General features: G+C 78.0%; 1 protein-coding gene. It reads right to left on the minus strand.

Annotation, left to right across the window (positions count from 1 at the left end; all coding sequences use genetic code 11):
* Window positions 1-7: 7 nt before the first annotated feature.
* Complete coding sequence (locus AB0O91_RS07040) at window positions 8-16648, minus strand: type I polyketide synthase (protein WP_363428739.1); 16641 nt, start codon at window positions 16646-16648, stop codon at window positions 8-10.
* Window positions 16649-16850 lie beyond the last annotated feature (202 nt).

The following is a 16850-nucleotide window of genomic DNA, read 5'->3' on the forward strand; positions in this document are numbered from 1 at the left end:
GCGGCGGTCAGGCGAGGCCGAGTTCGCGGTCGATCAGGTCGAACATCTCGTCGTCGGTGCTGCCGTCGAGGCCGGTGTCCGGGGCGGCGCCGCCGCCGGCCGGCTCCGCCGCGCCGTCGTCGAGCCGCCACTGGAGGTTCCTGAGCCGGGTGAGCAGCCGGGCCCGGGCGTCCGGGTCCAGGTCGGCGCCGGTCAGCGCGGTGTCGAGCGCGGTCTCCAGCCCGTCCAGTTCGGCGAACACGGGCCGGGCCGGGGCCGCGGGCTCCGTCGCCGCACCGAGCAGTGCGCGCAGCCGGGCGGCCAGGGCGACGGGTGACGGGTGGTCGAAGATCGTGGTGGTGGGCAGCCGCAGCCCGAGCTCGGCGTTCAGCCGGTTGCGCAGTTCGACGGCGGCCAGCGAGGACATGCCGTGGTCGAGGAAGCCGCGTTCCGGTTCGACCGCGTCGGGTGACGGGTGGCCGAGCACGGCGGCCAGATGGCCGACGACCAGGCTCTGGAGCAGCTGCTCCTGCTGCGCGGCACCGAGGCCGGCCAGCCGGTCCGGGACGCCCGGGCCGCCGCCGGAGGCGAATCCGGCGGTTCCGGCGGACCCGGCGGCGGTGCGCCGGGCGGTGGCGCGCCGGGGCAGCAGGTCGGCGAAGAGCGGCGGTGCACCGGCCGTGGCGAGGGCGTAGCGGTCGAGCCGTACGGCGGCCAGGTGCGGCCGGTCCACGCTGCGCGCGGCGTCGAGCAGGGCGAGGCCCCGGGCGGCCGTGAGCGGCAGCATGCCGGAGCGGGCGAAGCGGGCGATGTCCACGGCGTCCAGCCTGGACGTCATCGCGCTCGATTCTCCCCAGTATCCCCAGCCGAGCGAGACCGCCGGGCGGCCCTCGGCCCGGCGGCGGTGGGCCAGGGCGTCGAGGAAGGCGTTGGCGGCCGCGTAGTTGGCCTGGGCCGGTCCGCCGGCGGTGGCGGCGAAGGAGGAGAACAGGACGAAGGCGGAGAGGTCAAGATGGGCCGTCGCGCGGTGCAGCTGCCAGACGGCGTCCACCTTGGGACGCAGGACCTCGGTGAACTGCTCGTCCGTCAGGTCGGCGAACAGCCCGTCGTGCAGGACGCCGGCGGCGTGCACCACTCCGGTGAGCGGGTGCTCGGCCGGGACGGCGGCGAGCAGGGCGGCCAGGGCGGCCGGGTCGGCGGTGTCGCAGGCGGCGAGGGTGACGTGGGCGCCGAGGGCGGTCAACTCCTCGCTCAACTCCGCTGCGCCGGGCGCCTGGTGACCCCGGCGGCCGACGAGCAGCAGGTGGCGGACGCCGTGGGCGGTGACCAGGTGGCGGGCGACCAGGGCGCCGAGGGTGCCGGTGCCGCCGGTGATCAGGACGGTGCCGTCCGGGGTCCAGGACCACGCCGGACGGTCGGCGGAGCCGGGCCCGGAGTCGGGCGCGGTCGCCGGGGCGGGCGCGGGCAGCGGGCGCAGCCGGGGGGCCGTCACCGTGCCGCGCCGGACGGCGAGCCGGGGCTCGTCGGGGACGGCCAGGGCGGCGGCCAGCGCCGTCTCGGAGGCCGGGTCGTCGTCCAGGTCGAGCAGCAGGAAGCGGCCGGGCTCCTCGGCCTGGGCGGAGCGGATCAGTCCGTGCACGGCGGCCTGGGCGAGGGCGGTCACGTCCTCGTCGGGGGTGGTGGCCTCGGCGCCCCGGGTGAGCAGGACGAGCCGGGAGCCGGCCAGCCGGGGTTCGGCGAGCCAGTCGCGGGCGAGCCGGTGGGCGGCCCGGACGGCCCGGTGGGCGGCGGTGGCGGGGTCGTCGCCGTCGACGGCGGTGAGGCGGGTCAGGACGGTGTCGGGCACGGGGGCACCGGCGTCCAGGGCCGCGGTGAGGGCGGCCAGGTCGGCGTGGCCGGGGGCGTGCGGGGTGTCGTCCGTACCATCCGTGCCGTCCGTACCGTCCGTGCGCTCCGCGCCGTCCGCGCCCAGGAGGACGACGGTCCCGCGCGGTTCGCCGGGGGTGACGGGGCACCACTCGACCGCGTGGAGCGGGTCGACCTCGGGGCCGATCCGGTCGGTGGCGAACGGGCGGACGGTGACGGCCTCGGCGGTGAGCACGGGGGCGCCGTCGGCGTCCACGGCGCTGAGCGCGTGGCTGCCGTCGGGGCGTGCGGTGAGCCGCACCCGGAGCCGGGTGGCGCCGGTGGCGTGCAGGGTGACGCCGCGCCAGTCGACGGGCTGGCCGGCGGCCCCGCCCCGGGTGGTCGCCAGCACGGCCTGGAGCAGGGCGGGGTGGAGCCGGAAGCCGGCCGCCTCGGCCCGGTGCTCCTCCGGCAGGGCGACCTCGGCGTCGAGGGTGTCGCCGTCCGGCCGGAGCGCCCGGAGGGTGCGGAACCGCTCGCCGTACTCCTCCGGCTCGGTGCCGGCCCCGGTGCCCGGCGGCAGGGCCTCGTCCGTGGGCCGGTCGCCCGGGTGCCCGTCGGTGGCCGCTCCGGGGGCCGCTCCGGGGGCGAGGGCGCCGGTGGCGTGCACGGTCCACGGGGCGTCGGCGGCAGCCTCCGTGCGGCGGGCGTGGACGGTGAGCGGCCGGCGGCCGTCGTCGGAGGCCGGGCCGACGGTGAGCTGGAGGTCGAGGGCGCCCTGCTCGGGCAGCACCAGCGGGGCGCGTTCGGTGAGTTCGGCGACGGTCGGGCAGCCGGCCTCGTCGCCGGCCCGGACGGCCCAGTCGAGCAGGGCGGTGCCGGGGAGGACGGCGGTGCCGCGCACCCGGTGGTCGGCCGTCCACGGGTGGGTCGCGGTGCCGATCCGGCCGGTGAGCAGGACGGTGTCGCCGCCCGCGAGGTGGACGGCGCGGTCGAGCCCGGCCGGGTCGGCCGCACCGGCCGCGGAGGTGGACCGGGCGAGCCAGTAGCGGCGGCGCTGGAAGGCGTAGGTCGGCAGGTCCACCGGGCGGCCGCCGGTCAGGGCGGGGCTCCAGTCGATCCGCACCCCGTGGACGTGCGCCTCGGCCAGCGAGGCCAGCAGTCGGGCGGGGCCGCCGTCCGCGCGCCGGACGGTGCCGAGCACCACCGCCCGGGCGCCGGCGTCGGCGACGGTGTCCTCGACGGCCATGGTGAGCACGGGGTGCGGACTGCATTCGAGGAAGGCGTCGTGGCCCTGGGCGAGCAGGGCGCGGACGGACTCCTCCAGACGGACGGTGCGGCGCAGGTTGCGGTACCAGTAGCCGGCGTCCAGCGGGGTGTCGCCGAGCCGGTCGGCGGTGACGGTGGAGAAGAACGGGATCCGGGCCGGGCGGGTGGTGATCCCGGCGAGCTCGGTGAGCAGGGTCTGTTCGATCCGCTCGACCTGGGCGGAGTGCGAGGCGTAGTCGACGGGGATCCGCTTCGCCCGGACGCCGTCGTGCGCGCAGCCGGCCAGCAGCGCGTCGAGGGCCTCGGGTTCGCCGGACACCACCGTCCCGGCGGGTCCGTTGGCGGCGGCGACCGAGATCCGGCCGCCGTACGGCTCGATCCGGGCGAGCACCTCGGCGTGCGGCTGCGGGACCGACACCATGCCGCCGTGGCCGGACAGTTCGCGGGCGATGGCCCGGCTGCGCAGGGCGACCACCCTGGCACCGTCGTCGAGGGAGAGCGCGCCGGCCACGCAGGCGGCGGCGATCTCGCCCTGGGAGTGGCCGAGGACGGCGGCCGGGGTGACGCCGCGGGCCTGCCAGCAGGCGGCGAGGCCGATCATGGTGGCCCAGAGCGCGGGTTGGGCGACGTCGACCCGGTCCAGCGACGGGGCGTCCGGCGCACCGCGCAGGACGGCGCTCAGCGACCAGTCCGTCCAAGGCGCGAGGGCCCGTTCGCAGGCGGCCACGGTGTCGGCGAACTCCGCTGAACTGTCGAGGAGTTCGGCCCCCATGCCGGTCCACTGGGAGCCCTGGCCGGGGAACAGCAGGACGACCCGGCGGTCCCGCCCCGCGGTGTGCCGGCCGGTGACCAGGCCGGGAGCGGGGGCGCCGTCGGCGAGGGCGGCCAGACCGGCACGCAGTTCCTCGGGGCCGGTGCCGAGCACGGCGGCGCGGTGCTCCAGCAGGGCGCGCCGGGTGGCGAGCGCGTGGGCGAGGTCGAGCGGGGCGGGAGCGGCGCCGGGGAGGGCGTCGAGGTGGTCGAGCAGGGCGCGGGCCTGGCCGCGCAGCGCCTGGGCCGTGCGGGCGGAGAGCAGCCAGGGCAGCGGCACCGGCGCGTCGACGGCGACCGGGTCACTGACGGCCGGGTCGCTGACGGCCGGCTCCGCAACTGCCGGCTCCGGAACGGCCGACTCGAAAACGGGAGGTTCGGTGACGGCCGGCTCGGGGGCCGCTTCGAGCAGCACATGGACGTTGGTACCGCTGAGCCCGAAGGAGGACACCCCCGCCCGCCGCGGCCGCCCGGTCTCCGGCCAGGCGCGGGCCTCGGTGAGCAGTTCCACCGCACCCTGCGACCAGTCCACGTGGCCGGTGGGCCGGTCGATGTGCAGGCTCGGCGGGAGGACGCCGTGCCGCAGGGCGAGCACGGTCTTGATCACCCCGGCGACCCCGGCGGCGGCCTGGGTGTGCCCCAGGTTGGACTTCACCGAGCCGAGCAGCAAAGGGAGTTCACGGTCCTGCCCGTACGTCGCCAGCAGCGCCTGGGCCTCGATCGGGTCGCCCAGCCGGGTCCCGGTGCCGTGCGCCTCCACCGCGTCCACCTCGGCGGCCGAGAGCCCGGCGTCGGCCAGCGCCGCCCGGATGACCCGCTGCTGGGACGGGCCGTTCGGGGCGCTGAGCCCGTTGCTGGCGCCGTCCTGGTTGACGGCGGAGCCGCGTACCACCGCCAGCACCCGGTGCCCGTTGCGCCGGGCGTCCGACAGCCGCTCGACCAGCAGCACGCCGACGCCCTCGGCGAAGCCGGTGCCGTCGGCGGCCTCGGCGAAGGGCTTGCAGCGCCCGTCGGCGGCCAGCCCGCGCTGGCGGGCGAAGTCGACCGGGATCATCGGCGTGGACATCACGGTCACCCCGCCGGCCAGGGCGAGGGTGCACTCGCCGCCGCGCAGCGCGCGCACGGCCAGGTGCAGGGCGACCAGCGAGGAGGAGCAGGCGGTGTCCACCGTCACCGCCGGGCCCTCCAGGCCCAGGGTGTAGGCGACCCGGCCGGAGGCGACGCTGACGGCGTTGCCGGTGTTGACGTACGGCGCGGACTCCTCGGGGATGCGGGTGACCCGGTCGAGGTAGTCACTGGCGGACAGGCCCGCGAACACCCCGGTGCGGCTGCCGCGCAGCGTGCCCGGGTCGAGGCCCGCGCGCTCCACCGCCTCCCAGGCGGTCTCCAGCAGCAGCCGCTGCTGCGGGTCCATGGCGAGCGCCTCGTGCGGGCCGATGCCGAAGAAGTCGGCGTCGAAACCGGCGGCGTCGTCGAGGAAGCCGCCCTGGCGGGTGCGGGAGGAGTCGGGGTGGTCGGGGATGCCGTCGTAGAGGTGGTCGAGGTCCCAGCCGCGGTCGGCGGGGAAGTCGGCCACGGCGTCGGCGCCGTCGGCCAGCAGGGCCCACAGTTGCTCGGGGGAATCGACGCCGCCGGGAAAGCGGCAGGCCATGCCGATGATCGCGACCGGTTCGTCGGCGGCGCCCGGCGCGCCGCCGGTCGCGGGGCCGGTGGCCGGCCCGCCGAGGGCCTCGGCCAGGTGGGTGGCGAGCGCCCCGGGGGTGGGGTGGTCGAAGACCAGGGTCGCGGGCAGCCGCAGGCCGGTGGCGGTGGCGAGGCGGTTGCGCAGTTCGACGGCGGTCAGCGAGTCGAGGCCGAGGTCGCGGAACGGCCGGGCGGCGTGCACCTGTTCGGCCGTGCGGTGGCCGAGGACGGCCGCCGCGCAGCCGCTGACCAGGTCGAGCAGCGCCGCGTGGCGCTCCGCCGGGCCGAGCCCGGCCAGCCGGGCGGGCAGCCCGCCCGGCCCGTCGGCGGTCGGCCCGGACCGGGCGGTGCGGCGGGTCCGGCCGCGGGCCAGGTCCCGGAGCAGCGGCGGGAGTTCGGCGGCCGCGCGGGTGCGCAGCGCCGCGGTGTCCAGCCGGACGGGCACCAGCAGGGCGCGGCGGGCGGCGAGGGCGGCGTCGAACAGGGCGAGGCCGTCGGGGGTGTCGAGGGTCAGCGCCCCGGACTGCTCGGCGCGGGCCCGGTCGGCCGCCCCGAGGTGGGCGGTCATGGTGCTGGCCCGGGCCCACAGGCCCCAGGCGAGCGAGGTCGCGGGCAGGCCGGCGGCCCGGCGGTGCTGGGCGAGGGCGTCGAGCCAGCTGTTGGCGGCGGCGTAGCCGCCCTGGCCGGGCGGGCCGAAGACGCCGGCGGCGGAGGAGAACAGGACGAAGTCGGCGAGGTCGAGGCCGCGGGTGAGGTCGTGCAGGTGCCGGGCGGCGTCGGCCTTGGGACGCAGCACGGTGGCGAGCCGTTCGGGGGTGAGGGCGGCCACCACGCCGTCGTCCAGGACGCCGGCGGCGTGCACGACGGCGGTCAGCGGGTGCCGGGCGGGCACGGCGGCCAGCAGGGCGGCCAGCGCGGCGCGGTCGGCGGTGTCGCAGGCGGCGACCGTGACCTCGGCCCCGGAGGCGGTCAGTTCCTCGCTCAACTCCTTTGCCCCGGGGGCCTGGAGGCCGCGGCGTCCGGCCAGCAGCAGGTGCCGCACGCCGTGCCGGGCGACCAGGTGGCGGGCGAGTTCGCCGCCGAGGGTGCCGGTGCCGCCGGTGATCAGGACGGTGCCCTCGCGGTCCCAGGGGCGGGGCACGGTGAGCACGATCTTGCCGGTGTGCCGGGCCTGGGCCATGTGCCGGAAGGCCTCCCGGGCGTGGGTGACGTCCCAGCAGGTGAGCGGGAGCGGCCGCAGGGCGCCCCGCTCGAAGAGGTCGACCAGTTCGGCGAGCATCTGTCCGATCCGCTCCGGGCCGGCCTCCTGGAGGTCGAAGGCGCGGTAGCGGGCGCCGCCGTGGTCGGCGGCGACCTGGTCGGCGTCCCGGACGTCGGTCTTGCCCATCTCGATCAGCCGGCCGCCGGGGGCGAGCAGGCGCAGCGAGGCGTCGACGTACTCCCCCGCGAGGGAGTTGAGCACCACGTCGACGCCGGCGCCGCCGGTGGCGGTGCGGAAGCGGTCCTCGAAGTCGAGGCTGCGGGAGGAGGCGACGGCGTCGGCGGGCAGGCCGTCGGCGTGCAGCAGGTGCTGCTTGGCCCCGCTGGCGGTGCCGTACACCTCGGCGCCCCAGTGCCGGGCGAGTTGGACGGCGGCCATGCCGACGCCGCCGGTGGCGGCGTGGACGAGCAGGCGTTCGCCGGCCCGGAGTCCGGCGAGGTCGCGCAGCGCGTAGTAGGCGGTGAGGAAGGCGACGGGGACGGACGCGGCCCGGGCGAAGGTCCAGTCCTGCGGGACGCGGGCGAGCAGGCGGTGGTCGGTGACGGCGAGCGGGCCGAAGCCGCCCGGGACCATGCCCGTCACCCGGTCGCCGACGGCGAGTCCGGTGACGCCCGGTCCGGTCTCGCGGACGATGCCGGCGGCCTCGGAACCGAGGTGCCGGGCCCCGCCGGGGTACATGTCGAGGGCGTTGAGGACGTCGCGGAAGTTGAGGCCGGCGGCGCGGACCTCGATCCGGACCTGGCCGTCGGTGAGCGGTTCGGCGGCGTCCGGGGCGGGCAGCAGGGCGAGTTGGTCGACGGTGCCCTTGGTCCGGATGTCCAGGCGCCACGGGCCGTCGGGCACGGGCAGCGGGGCGGCGGTGTGGGCCCGGGCCAGCCGGGGGGCGTGCGCGGTGCCGTGGCGCAGGGCCAGCCGGGGTTCGCCGGTGGCGCGGGCGGCGGCCAGGGCGGCGGGCAGGGCGCGCCAGGAGGCGGGGTCGTCGTCCAGGTCGGCGAGCACGATCCGGCCGGGGTGCTCGCTCTGGGCGGAGCGGACCAGGCCGTGCACGGCGGCGGCGGGGAGGTCGTGGACGGGCTCGGCGGGGTGGACGGCGACGGCCCGGCGGGTGACGACGAGCAGGGTGGTCTCCCCGTCCCCGGCGAGGTGCTCGCGCAGGACGGCGAGGGCGTGGTCGAGCGCGGCCTGCGGGTCCGGCCCGGTGGCCCGGAACAGCACGACCTCACCGCCGTCGGCCAGCTCCACCCCGGCCTCGGCGAGCGCGGCCGCCCCGGCCGGCGGTTCGCCGAGGACGGTCCAGCGGCCGGCGCCCGGCCCGGCCTGGGCGGGGGCGGGAGCGGGGGCGGGCAGGGCCGGCCAGTCCAGGTGGAACAGCGCCTCGCGGGCCACCCGGGCGGCCGGGTCGAGGGCGGCCCCGGTGAGCGGGCGCACGGCGAGCGCCTCGACGGTGGCCACCGGCCGGCCGGCCGGGTCGGTCATCCGGACGGCGACCGTGTCCGGCCCGGCCGGGGTGAGCGTCACCCGCAGCGCGGTGGCCCCGGTGGCTTGCAGGGTGACGCCGCTCCAGGCGAACGGCAGTCCGGGGCGGCCGCGCAGCGGGCCGAGCCCGGCCGGGTGGAGGGCGGCGTCGAGCAGGGCCGGGTGCAGGCCGTAGCGGGGGGCGTCGGGGCGGGCGGGCTCGGGCAGGTCCACGGTGGCGTGGACGGCGTCGCCGAGCCGCCAGGCCGCGCGCACGCCCTGGAACACCGGGCCGTAGCCGTACCCGTCGGCGCGCAGGGCCGGGTACCAGCCCTCGAGGTCGACCGGCTCGGCGCCGGCCGGCGGCCAGGACTGCGCGGCGGGCCCGGCGGCCGGTTCGGCGGCGGCCGGGCCGACCCGGCCCTCGGCGTGCCGGGTCCACGCCTCCGGGGCGTCCGCCTCCGCCGGGCGGGTGTGCACCGCGACCGGGCGCAGGCCGGTGCCGTCCGGCGCGCCGAGCTCGATCTGCACCTGGAGGGCGCCGCGTTCGGGCAGCAGGACCGGCGCGTGCAGGGTGAGTTCCTCGATCCGGCCGCAGCCCAGTTCGTCCCCGGCCCGGACGACCGCCTCGACCAGGGCCGCGCCGGGGACGACGAGGGTGCCCGCGACGCGGTGGTCGGCGAGCCAGGGGTGGGTGTGCAGCGACCAGCGGGCGGTGGCCAGCAGGCCGCCGTCCCGGGCGAGTTCGACGGCGGCGCCGAGCAGCGGGTGGTCCGGCGCGGCCAGGCCGACCGTGGTCACGTCGCCGCCCGTGGCGCCGGGGCTCGGCCAGTAGCGCTGCCGCTGGAAGGGGTAGGTGGGCAGGTCGACGGGCCGGGCGCCGGTTCCGGCGAAGCAGCGCCGCCAGTCCACCCGGGCGCCGTGCACCCGGGCCTCCGCCAGGGCGAGCAGGAAGCGGCCGGGCCCGCCCTCGTCGCGGCGCAGGGTGCCGAGGGCGGCGGCGGGCAGAGCGGTGGAGTCGATCGTCTCCTGGAGGCCGGTGGTGACCACCGGGTGCGGGCTGACCTCGACGAACACCCGGTGTCCGGCCGTCAGCAGGGTGCGGGTGGCCTGTTCGAACTCGACGGTCCGGCGCAGGTTGCGGTACCAGTAGGCGGCGTCGAGCTCTGCGGTGTCGACCAGCGTGCCGGTGACGGTGGAGCAGAACGGGATGTCGGCGCTGCGCGGGGTGACCGGGGCCAGCAGCTCCAGCAGTTCCCGTTCGATCCGCTCGACCTGGGCCGAGTGCGAGGCGTAGTCGACGGGGATGCGGCGGGCCCGCACCCCGGCCCGCTCGCAGTCGGCGAGCAACTCGTCCAGGGCGCCGGGGTCGCCGGAGACCACCACCGAACCGGGCCCGTTGACGGCGGCGACGGAGATCCGCTCGTCCCAGCGGGCGAGCCGGTCCCGGACGGCGGCGACCGGTTCGGCCACCGAGACCATGCCGCCGAGCCCCGCCAGTTGCCGCAGCGCCCGGCTGCGCAGCGCGACCACCCGGGCGGCGTCGTCCAGCGAGAGCGCGCCGGCGACGCAGGCCGCCGCGATCTCGCCCTGGGAGTGGCCGAGCACGGCGGCCGGCCGGACGCCGTGGGCACGCCACAGCTCGGCCAGCGACACCATCACGGCGAACAGCACCGGCTGCACCACCTCGACCCGCTCGAGGCCGGGGGCCCCGGTGGCGCCGCGCAGCACCTCGGTGGCCGACCAGCCGGTGTACGGCGCGAGAGCGGCCTCGCACGCGGCGAAGCGGGCGGCGAACTCGGGTGCGGTGTCGAGGAGTTCGAGGGCCATTCCGGCCCACTGGGAGCCCTGCCCGGGGAACACCAGGACGGGGTCGCCGTCGCCCGCGCTGCGGCCCTCCAGGACGGCGGGGTCGGCCCGGCCCTCGGCCAGCGCGTCCAGGCCCGCCAGCAGCGCGGCCCGGTCGGGCCCGACCACGGCGGCCCGGTGCTCCAGGGTCGCGCGGGTGGTGGCCAGGGCGTGGGCGACGTCGTCGGCGGCGGGCTCGTCGGCCCGCACCCGGGCGGCCAGCCGACGGGCCTGCTCGCGCACCGCCTCGGGGGTGCGGGCGGACAGCAGCCAGGGCAACGGGTGTCCGGGGGCGGCCCGTTCGGGCCGCGGTGCGGGTTCGGCGTCCGGCGCGGGCACGGGGGCCGGGGAGGACGCGGGGGCCGAGGAGGGCGCGGGGCCGTCCGACCAGGACGCGGGCGCGGCCTCCAGGATCACATGGGCGTTGGTGCCGCTGACCCCGAAGGAGGACACCCCCGCCCGGCGCGGGCGCCCGGTCTCCGGCCAGCTCCGGGCCCGGTCCAGCAGTTCGACGGCGCCGGAGGTCCAGTCGACCTGCGGGGTCGGCGCGTCGATGTGCAGCGACCTCGGCAGCTCGCCGTGGCGCAGCGCGAGCACGGTCTTGATCACCCCGGCGACCCCGGCGGCGGCCTGGGTGTGCCCCAGGTTGGACTTCACCGAGCCCAGCAGCAAAGGGAGTTCACGCTCCTGCCCGTAGGTCGCCAGCAGCGCCTGGGCCTCGATCGGATCGCCCAGCCGGGTCCCGGTGCCGTGCGCCTCCACCGCGTCCACCTCGGCGGCCGTCAGCCCGGCGTCGGCCAGCGCCGCCCGGATCACCCGCTGCTGGGACGGGCCGTTCGGCGCCGTCAGCCCGTTGGACGCACCGTCCTGGTTGACGGCGGAGCCGCGCACCACCGCCAGCACCCGGTGCCCCAACCGCCGGGCGTCCGAGAGCCGCTCGACCAGCAGCACCCCGGCGCCCTCGGCCCAGCCGGTGCCGTCGGCGGCCCCGGCGAAGGGCTTGCAGCGCCCGTCGGGGGCCAGGCCGCGCTGCCGGGAGAACTCGGTGAACACCTGCGGGGTGGCCATCACTGTCACCCCGCCGGCCAGGGCGAGCGCGCACTCGCCGCGCCGCAGCGACTGGGCGGCCAGGTGCAGGGCGACCAGCGAGGACGAGCAGGCGGTGTCCACCGTCACCGCCGGACCCTCCAGGCCCAGGGTGTAGGCGATCCGGCCGGACAGCACGCTCGCGGCGTTGCCGGTCATCACGTGCCCGGCCACGCCCTCCCGGGCCGCGTCCAACAACACCTGGTAGTCCTGGAAGTTGGAGCCGACGAACACCCCGGTCCGGGAGCCGCGCAGCTCCCCCGCGTCGAGGCCGGCCCGCTCCACCGCCTCCCACACGGTCTCCAGCAGCAGCCGCTGCTGCGGGTCCATGGCCAGCGCCTCGCGCGGGGAGATCCCGAAGAACGCGGCGTCGAAGTCGGCGACGCCGGTGACGAAGGCACCCTCGGCGACGTAGCTGGTGCCCTCGTGGTCCGGATCCGGGTGGAGCAGCCGTTCGACGTCCCAGCCGCGGTCGGCCGGGAACGGGCCCACCGCGTCCCGGCCCTCGGCCAGCAGGTCCCAGAGGTCCTCCGGCGACGCCACCCCGCCGGGGAAGCGGCAGGCCATCGCGACGATCGCGATCGGCTCGTCGGCGGCCGGCGCCGCGACGGCGGGGGCCGCCGACCCGGCCGCGGTGCCCGCCAGTTCGGCGTCCAGCCGGACGGCCAGGGCCGAGGGCGTCGGGTGGTCGAACAGCAGGGTCGCGGGCAGCCGCAGGCCGGTGGCGGCGGCCAGGCGGTTGCGCAGCTCGACGGCGGTCAGCGAGTCGAAGCCGAGCTCCCGGAACGCCCGGTCGGCGCCCACCGTCACCGGGGCGGCGTGCCCCAGCACGGCCGCGGCCTCGGTGCGCACCAGCTCCAGCAGCAGGCGCCGCCGCTCGGCGGCGTCGCGGCCGGCCAACCGCCCGGCCAGCGGGGAGCGGCCCTCGGCGCCGGTGGCGGGGATGACGTCGGCGCCGGCCTGCCGGACCTCGGGCAGGCCGGCGATCAGCGCGCTCGGCCGGGCGGCGGTGAACACGGGGGCGAACACGCGCCAGTCGACATCGGCGACGGTCAGACCGGAGGCGCCGGCACCGAGCGCACGGGCCAGCGCCGCCACCGCCCGGGCCGGGTCCATCGGGGTGAGGCCGCTGCGCCGCAGCCGCCCGGTCGGGCCCGGGTGGTCCCCCGCCATGCCGCCACCGGCCCACGGGCCCCAGGCGAGGCAGGTGGCGGGCCGGCCGGCGGCCCGGCGGTGCTCGGCCAGGGCGTCCAGGTAGGCGTTGGCGGCGGCGTAGTTGGCCTGGCCGGGGTTGCCGAGGACACCGGTGATCGAGGAGAACAGCACGAAGAGGGCGAGATCGTGGTCGGCCGTCAGGTCGTGGAGGTGCCGGGCCGGGACGGCCTTGGCCCGCAGCACGGACGCGAAGCGCTCGGCCGTCAGCCCGTCCAGCACGCCGTCGTCGAGCACCCCGGCCGCGTGGACGACCCCGGTCAACGGCAGGTCGGCGGGGACGGCGGCCAGCACGGCGGCCAGCGCCGCGCGGTCGGCCGCGTCGCAGGCGGCGACGGTGACCCGGGCCCCCAGCGCAGCCAGCTCCTCGCTCAACTCCGGTGCCCCGGGCGCCCGGAGGCCCCGGCGCCCGAGCAGCAGCAGGTGCTCGGCACCGGCCCCGGCCAGCCACCGGGCGACGTGGGCGCCGAGCGCGCCCGTCCCACCGGTGATCAGGATCGTCCCGGCGGGGGCCGTCCAGCCGGACCCGTCGGGCGTCCCGGAGGAGTCCTGGGCGGACCGGACCGGCCGGACGGACCGGGCAGGCCGGGCGGAGGCGGCCTCGCGGGTCAGTCGGCGGACGTGGGCACCGGCGGCGCGCAGGGCCACCTGGTCCTCCACGGGCCGGGGTGCGGCGGCTCGGGGCTCGGCGGTGGCGGGCTCGGCGGCCCGGGCGAGCACGTCGGCCAGCCGGGCCGCCGTCCTGGCGTCGGTCGTCCCGGTGTCGGTCGTCCCGGGCAGGTCGATCAGGCCGCCCCAGCGCTGCGGGTGCTCCAGCGCGGCGACCCGGCCGAGGCCCCAGAGCTGGGCCTGCTCGGGGGCGGGAACCCGGTCATTGCCGTCGACGGCGACGGCGCCCCGGGTCAGGCACCAGAGCCGCGCCGGTCCGTCGGCGGCTTCCAGGGCGCGCAGCAGCGCGACGGTCGCGGGCAGGTACCTGGGGACCTCGGGGTGGTCCGGGTGCGGGCGGCCGTCGGCGGCGAGGAAGGAGAGGACACCCGCGACCGGCTCGCCCTGACCGTCGGCGAGCCGCGCGACCACCGCCCCGGGCCCGGCGACGGGCTCGACGCGCAGGCCCCGGTCGACCAGGGCCGCGAGGACGGCGGCGGGCCAGTCCTCGCCCGACGCGTCCGTCCCGGTCCCGGTCCCGGTCCTGTTCTCGGTCCCGTTCTCGCCCTCGGCCTCGGTCTCGGTCTCGGGCATGACAGCCAGCCAGCGGCCGGTCGGCACGCCGTCGGTGCGGCCCGGCAGCGGCGCCCAGGCGGTCCGGTAGGTCCAGGAGTCGAGAGTGCCCAGCAGCCGCCGCCGGGCCCGCCAGCCGGCCAGCACCGGGAGGAGGCGGTCGAGCGAGGCCTCGGCGGCCTCGGCGGCCCCTGCCTCGATCCCCAGGACCGCCGACGCCTCCGGCAGGTCGCCCGCCTCGACGGCCGACCAGAAGGAGTCCTCGACCGGGTCGGCGCTGGGCGCGCCGGGTTCCGCCCGGTGGAGTTCGGGCAGCCAGTAGCGCTGCCGCTGGAAGGCGTAGGTGGGCAGGTCGGTGCGGCGGCCGCCGGTGCCCGCGAGCACCGCCGTCCAGTCCGGCCCGGCGCCGCGCACGTACAGCCCGGCGAGGGCGGCCAGCAGGGCGGGCTCCTCGGGGCGGTCCTTGCGCAGCACGGCCACCGGGGCCGTCCCGGCGGGCAGGGACGCGGCCGCGAGCGCGCTGAGCACGCCGTCCGGGCCGAGTTCGAGGAAGCGGGTGACGCCCTGGCCGTGAAGTGTGTGCAGGCCGTCGGCGAAGCGGACGGTCTCCCGGACGTGGCGCACCCAGTAGGCGGGGGACGCGAAGTCCGCGCCGATGGCGCCAGTGAGGTTGGAGACGAGCGGGAGCGAAGGGGCCTGGTAGGTCAGCCCGTTGAGGACGGTACGGAACTCGTCGAGCATCGGCTCCATCAGCGGCGAGTGGAAGGCGTGCGACACCCGCAACCGGCTCGTACGACGGTCGGCGAAGTGCGCCCCGACCGCCGCGACGGCCTCCTCCGCGCCGGAGACCACCACCGAGGTCGGGCCGTTCACGGCCGCCAGCCCGACGAACTCGCCCAGCAGCGGCCGCACTTCCTCCTCCGACGCCTCCACCGCCAGCATCGCCCCACCGGCGGGCAACGCCTGCATCAACCGGCCCCGCGCCGCCACCAACGCACACGCCTCCGCCAGCGAGAACACCCCCGCCACATGCGCGGCCGCCACCTCACCGATCGAATGCCCCGCCACGAACTCCGGCCGCACCCCCAGCGATTCCACCAGCCGGAACAGCGCCACCTCCACCGCGAACAACCCCGCCTGCGCGAAGTCCGTCCGGTTCAGCAACTCCTCATCGTCACCCCACACCACCTCCCGCACCGGCGCCTCGAACTCCGCACACACCGCATCGAAGGTGTCGGCGAACACCGGGAAACGGCCGGACAACTCCCGCCCCATCCCCAACCGTTGCGACCCCTGCCCGGAGAACAGGAACGCTGTGGCCCCCTTGTCCACCACGCCCTGCACGGCACCGGCTCCCCCGACCCCGCCCGCCAGGGCGTCCAGGGCGCGCAGCCGCTCCTCCGGGTCGGCGGCGAGGACCACCGCCCGGTGCTCCAGGGCCGCCCGGGTGGTCGCGAGCGAGTGGGCGACGTCCGCCGGGACGAGCGGGCCACGGGTCCTGAGGTGGGTGGCCAGCCGCCCGGCCTGGGCCCGCAGGGCGGCGGCGTCCCGCGCCGACAGCACCCAGGGCAGCACACTCCCGGGCCGGTCGGCCCGGGCCGGCTCCTCCCCCGCCGGCTCCGGCACCGCTTCGAGCACCACATGGGCATTGGTGCCGCTGACCCCGAAGGAGGACACCCCGGCCCGGCGCGGCCGCCCGGTCTCCGGCCACGCACGGGCCTCGGCGAGCAGTTCGGCAGCCCCCGCTGTCCAGTCGACGTGCGGGGTCGGCGCGTCGAGGTGGAGGGTGCGCGGCAGCAGCCCGTGCCGCATGGCCAGGACCGCCTTGATCACCCCGGCGACTCCGGAGGCCGCCTGGGTGTGCCCGATGTTGGACTTCAACGCACCGATCAGCAGCGGCCGTTCACGGTCCTGACCGTAGGTGGCGAGCAGCGCCGTGGCCTCGATCGGGTCACCCAGCCGGGTGCCGGTCCCGTGCGCCTCGACCACGTCCACCTCGGCAGCCGAGAGCCCCGCGTCGGCCAGCGCCGCCCGGATCACCCGCTGCTGGGACGGGCCGTTCGGCGCCGTCAGCCCGTTGGACGCACCGTCCTGGTTGACGGCGGAGCCGCGCACCACCGCCAGCACCGGGTGCCCGTTGCGCCGGGCGTCCGACAGCCGCTCGACCAGCAGGACGGCTGCGCCCTCGCCCCACGCGGTCCCGTCCGCCGCCGCCGCGAACGGCTTGCACCGCCCGTCGGCGGCCAGCCCGCCCTGGCGGGAGAACTCGGTGAACATCTGCGGGGTGGACATCACCGTCACCCCGCCGGCCAGGGCGAGCGTGCACTCGCCCCGGCGCAGCGACTGTACGGCCAGGTGCAGGGCGACCAGCGAGGAGGAGCAGGCGGTGTCGACGGTGACGGCCGGGCCCTCCAGGCCGAGGACGTAGGAGATCCGGCCGGAGGCGATGCTGACGGTGTTGCCGGTGAGCAGGTGGCCGGCGGCCGACCCGTCGACCGGCCCCCGGGCGGTCGAGGCGCTGTCGTAGCCGCCGTGGCCGGCTCCGACGAAGACGCCGGTCCGGGTGCCGTGCAGCGAGGCCGGGTCGAGGCCCGCCCGTTCCACCGCCTCCCACGCGGTCTCCAGCATCAGCCGCTGCTGCGGGTCCATGGCGAGCGCCTCGCGCGGGGAGATGCCGAAGAAGTCCGCGTCGAAGTCCCCGGCGTCGTGCAGGAATCCGCTCTGCCGGGCGGCGACCGAGCCCTCGGGGAGGTCCCAGCCGCGGTCCGCCGGGAAGTCGGAGACGGCGTCCACACCGTCCCGGACCAGCTCCCACAGCTCCTCGGGCGAGGAGACCCCGCCCGGCAGCCGGCAGGCCATCCCGACGACGGCGATCGGTTCCCGCTGCTGCTCGGTCACCTCGTGCAGCTGCTCGCGGGTCTCCTGGAGATCGGCGATCGCCCGCTTCAGGTAGTCGCGGAGCTTGTCTTCGTTCGACATCGGGACGTCAGCCTCTCCGGGGGTCGCCAGGAACACCGCGCCCGGGAGGGCCCTGGCGCGCGCCCGTCCGGGCGCCGACCGCCGGCACCTGACGTCGGGTCCGACCCGTGGCCCGCCCAGTCTCGCCACGCCGGGCCCCGGTTTTCCCTAGAGCCCGACGCCTCGGGTGACGGCCGCGCGACAACGCCCCCCCCGGGGGGGC

Source organism: Kitasatospora sp. NPDC089797, from assembly GCF_040684795.1.
Taxonomy (GTDB): Bacteria; Actinomycetota; Actinomycetes; order Streptomycetales; family Streptomycetaceae; genus Kitasatospora.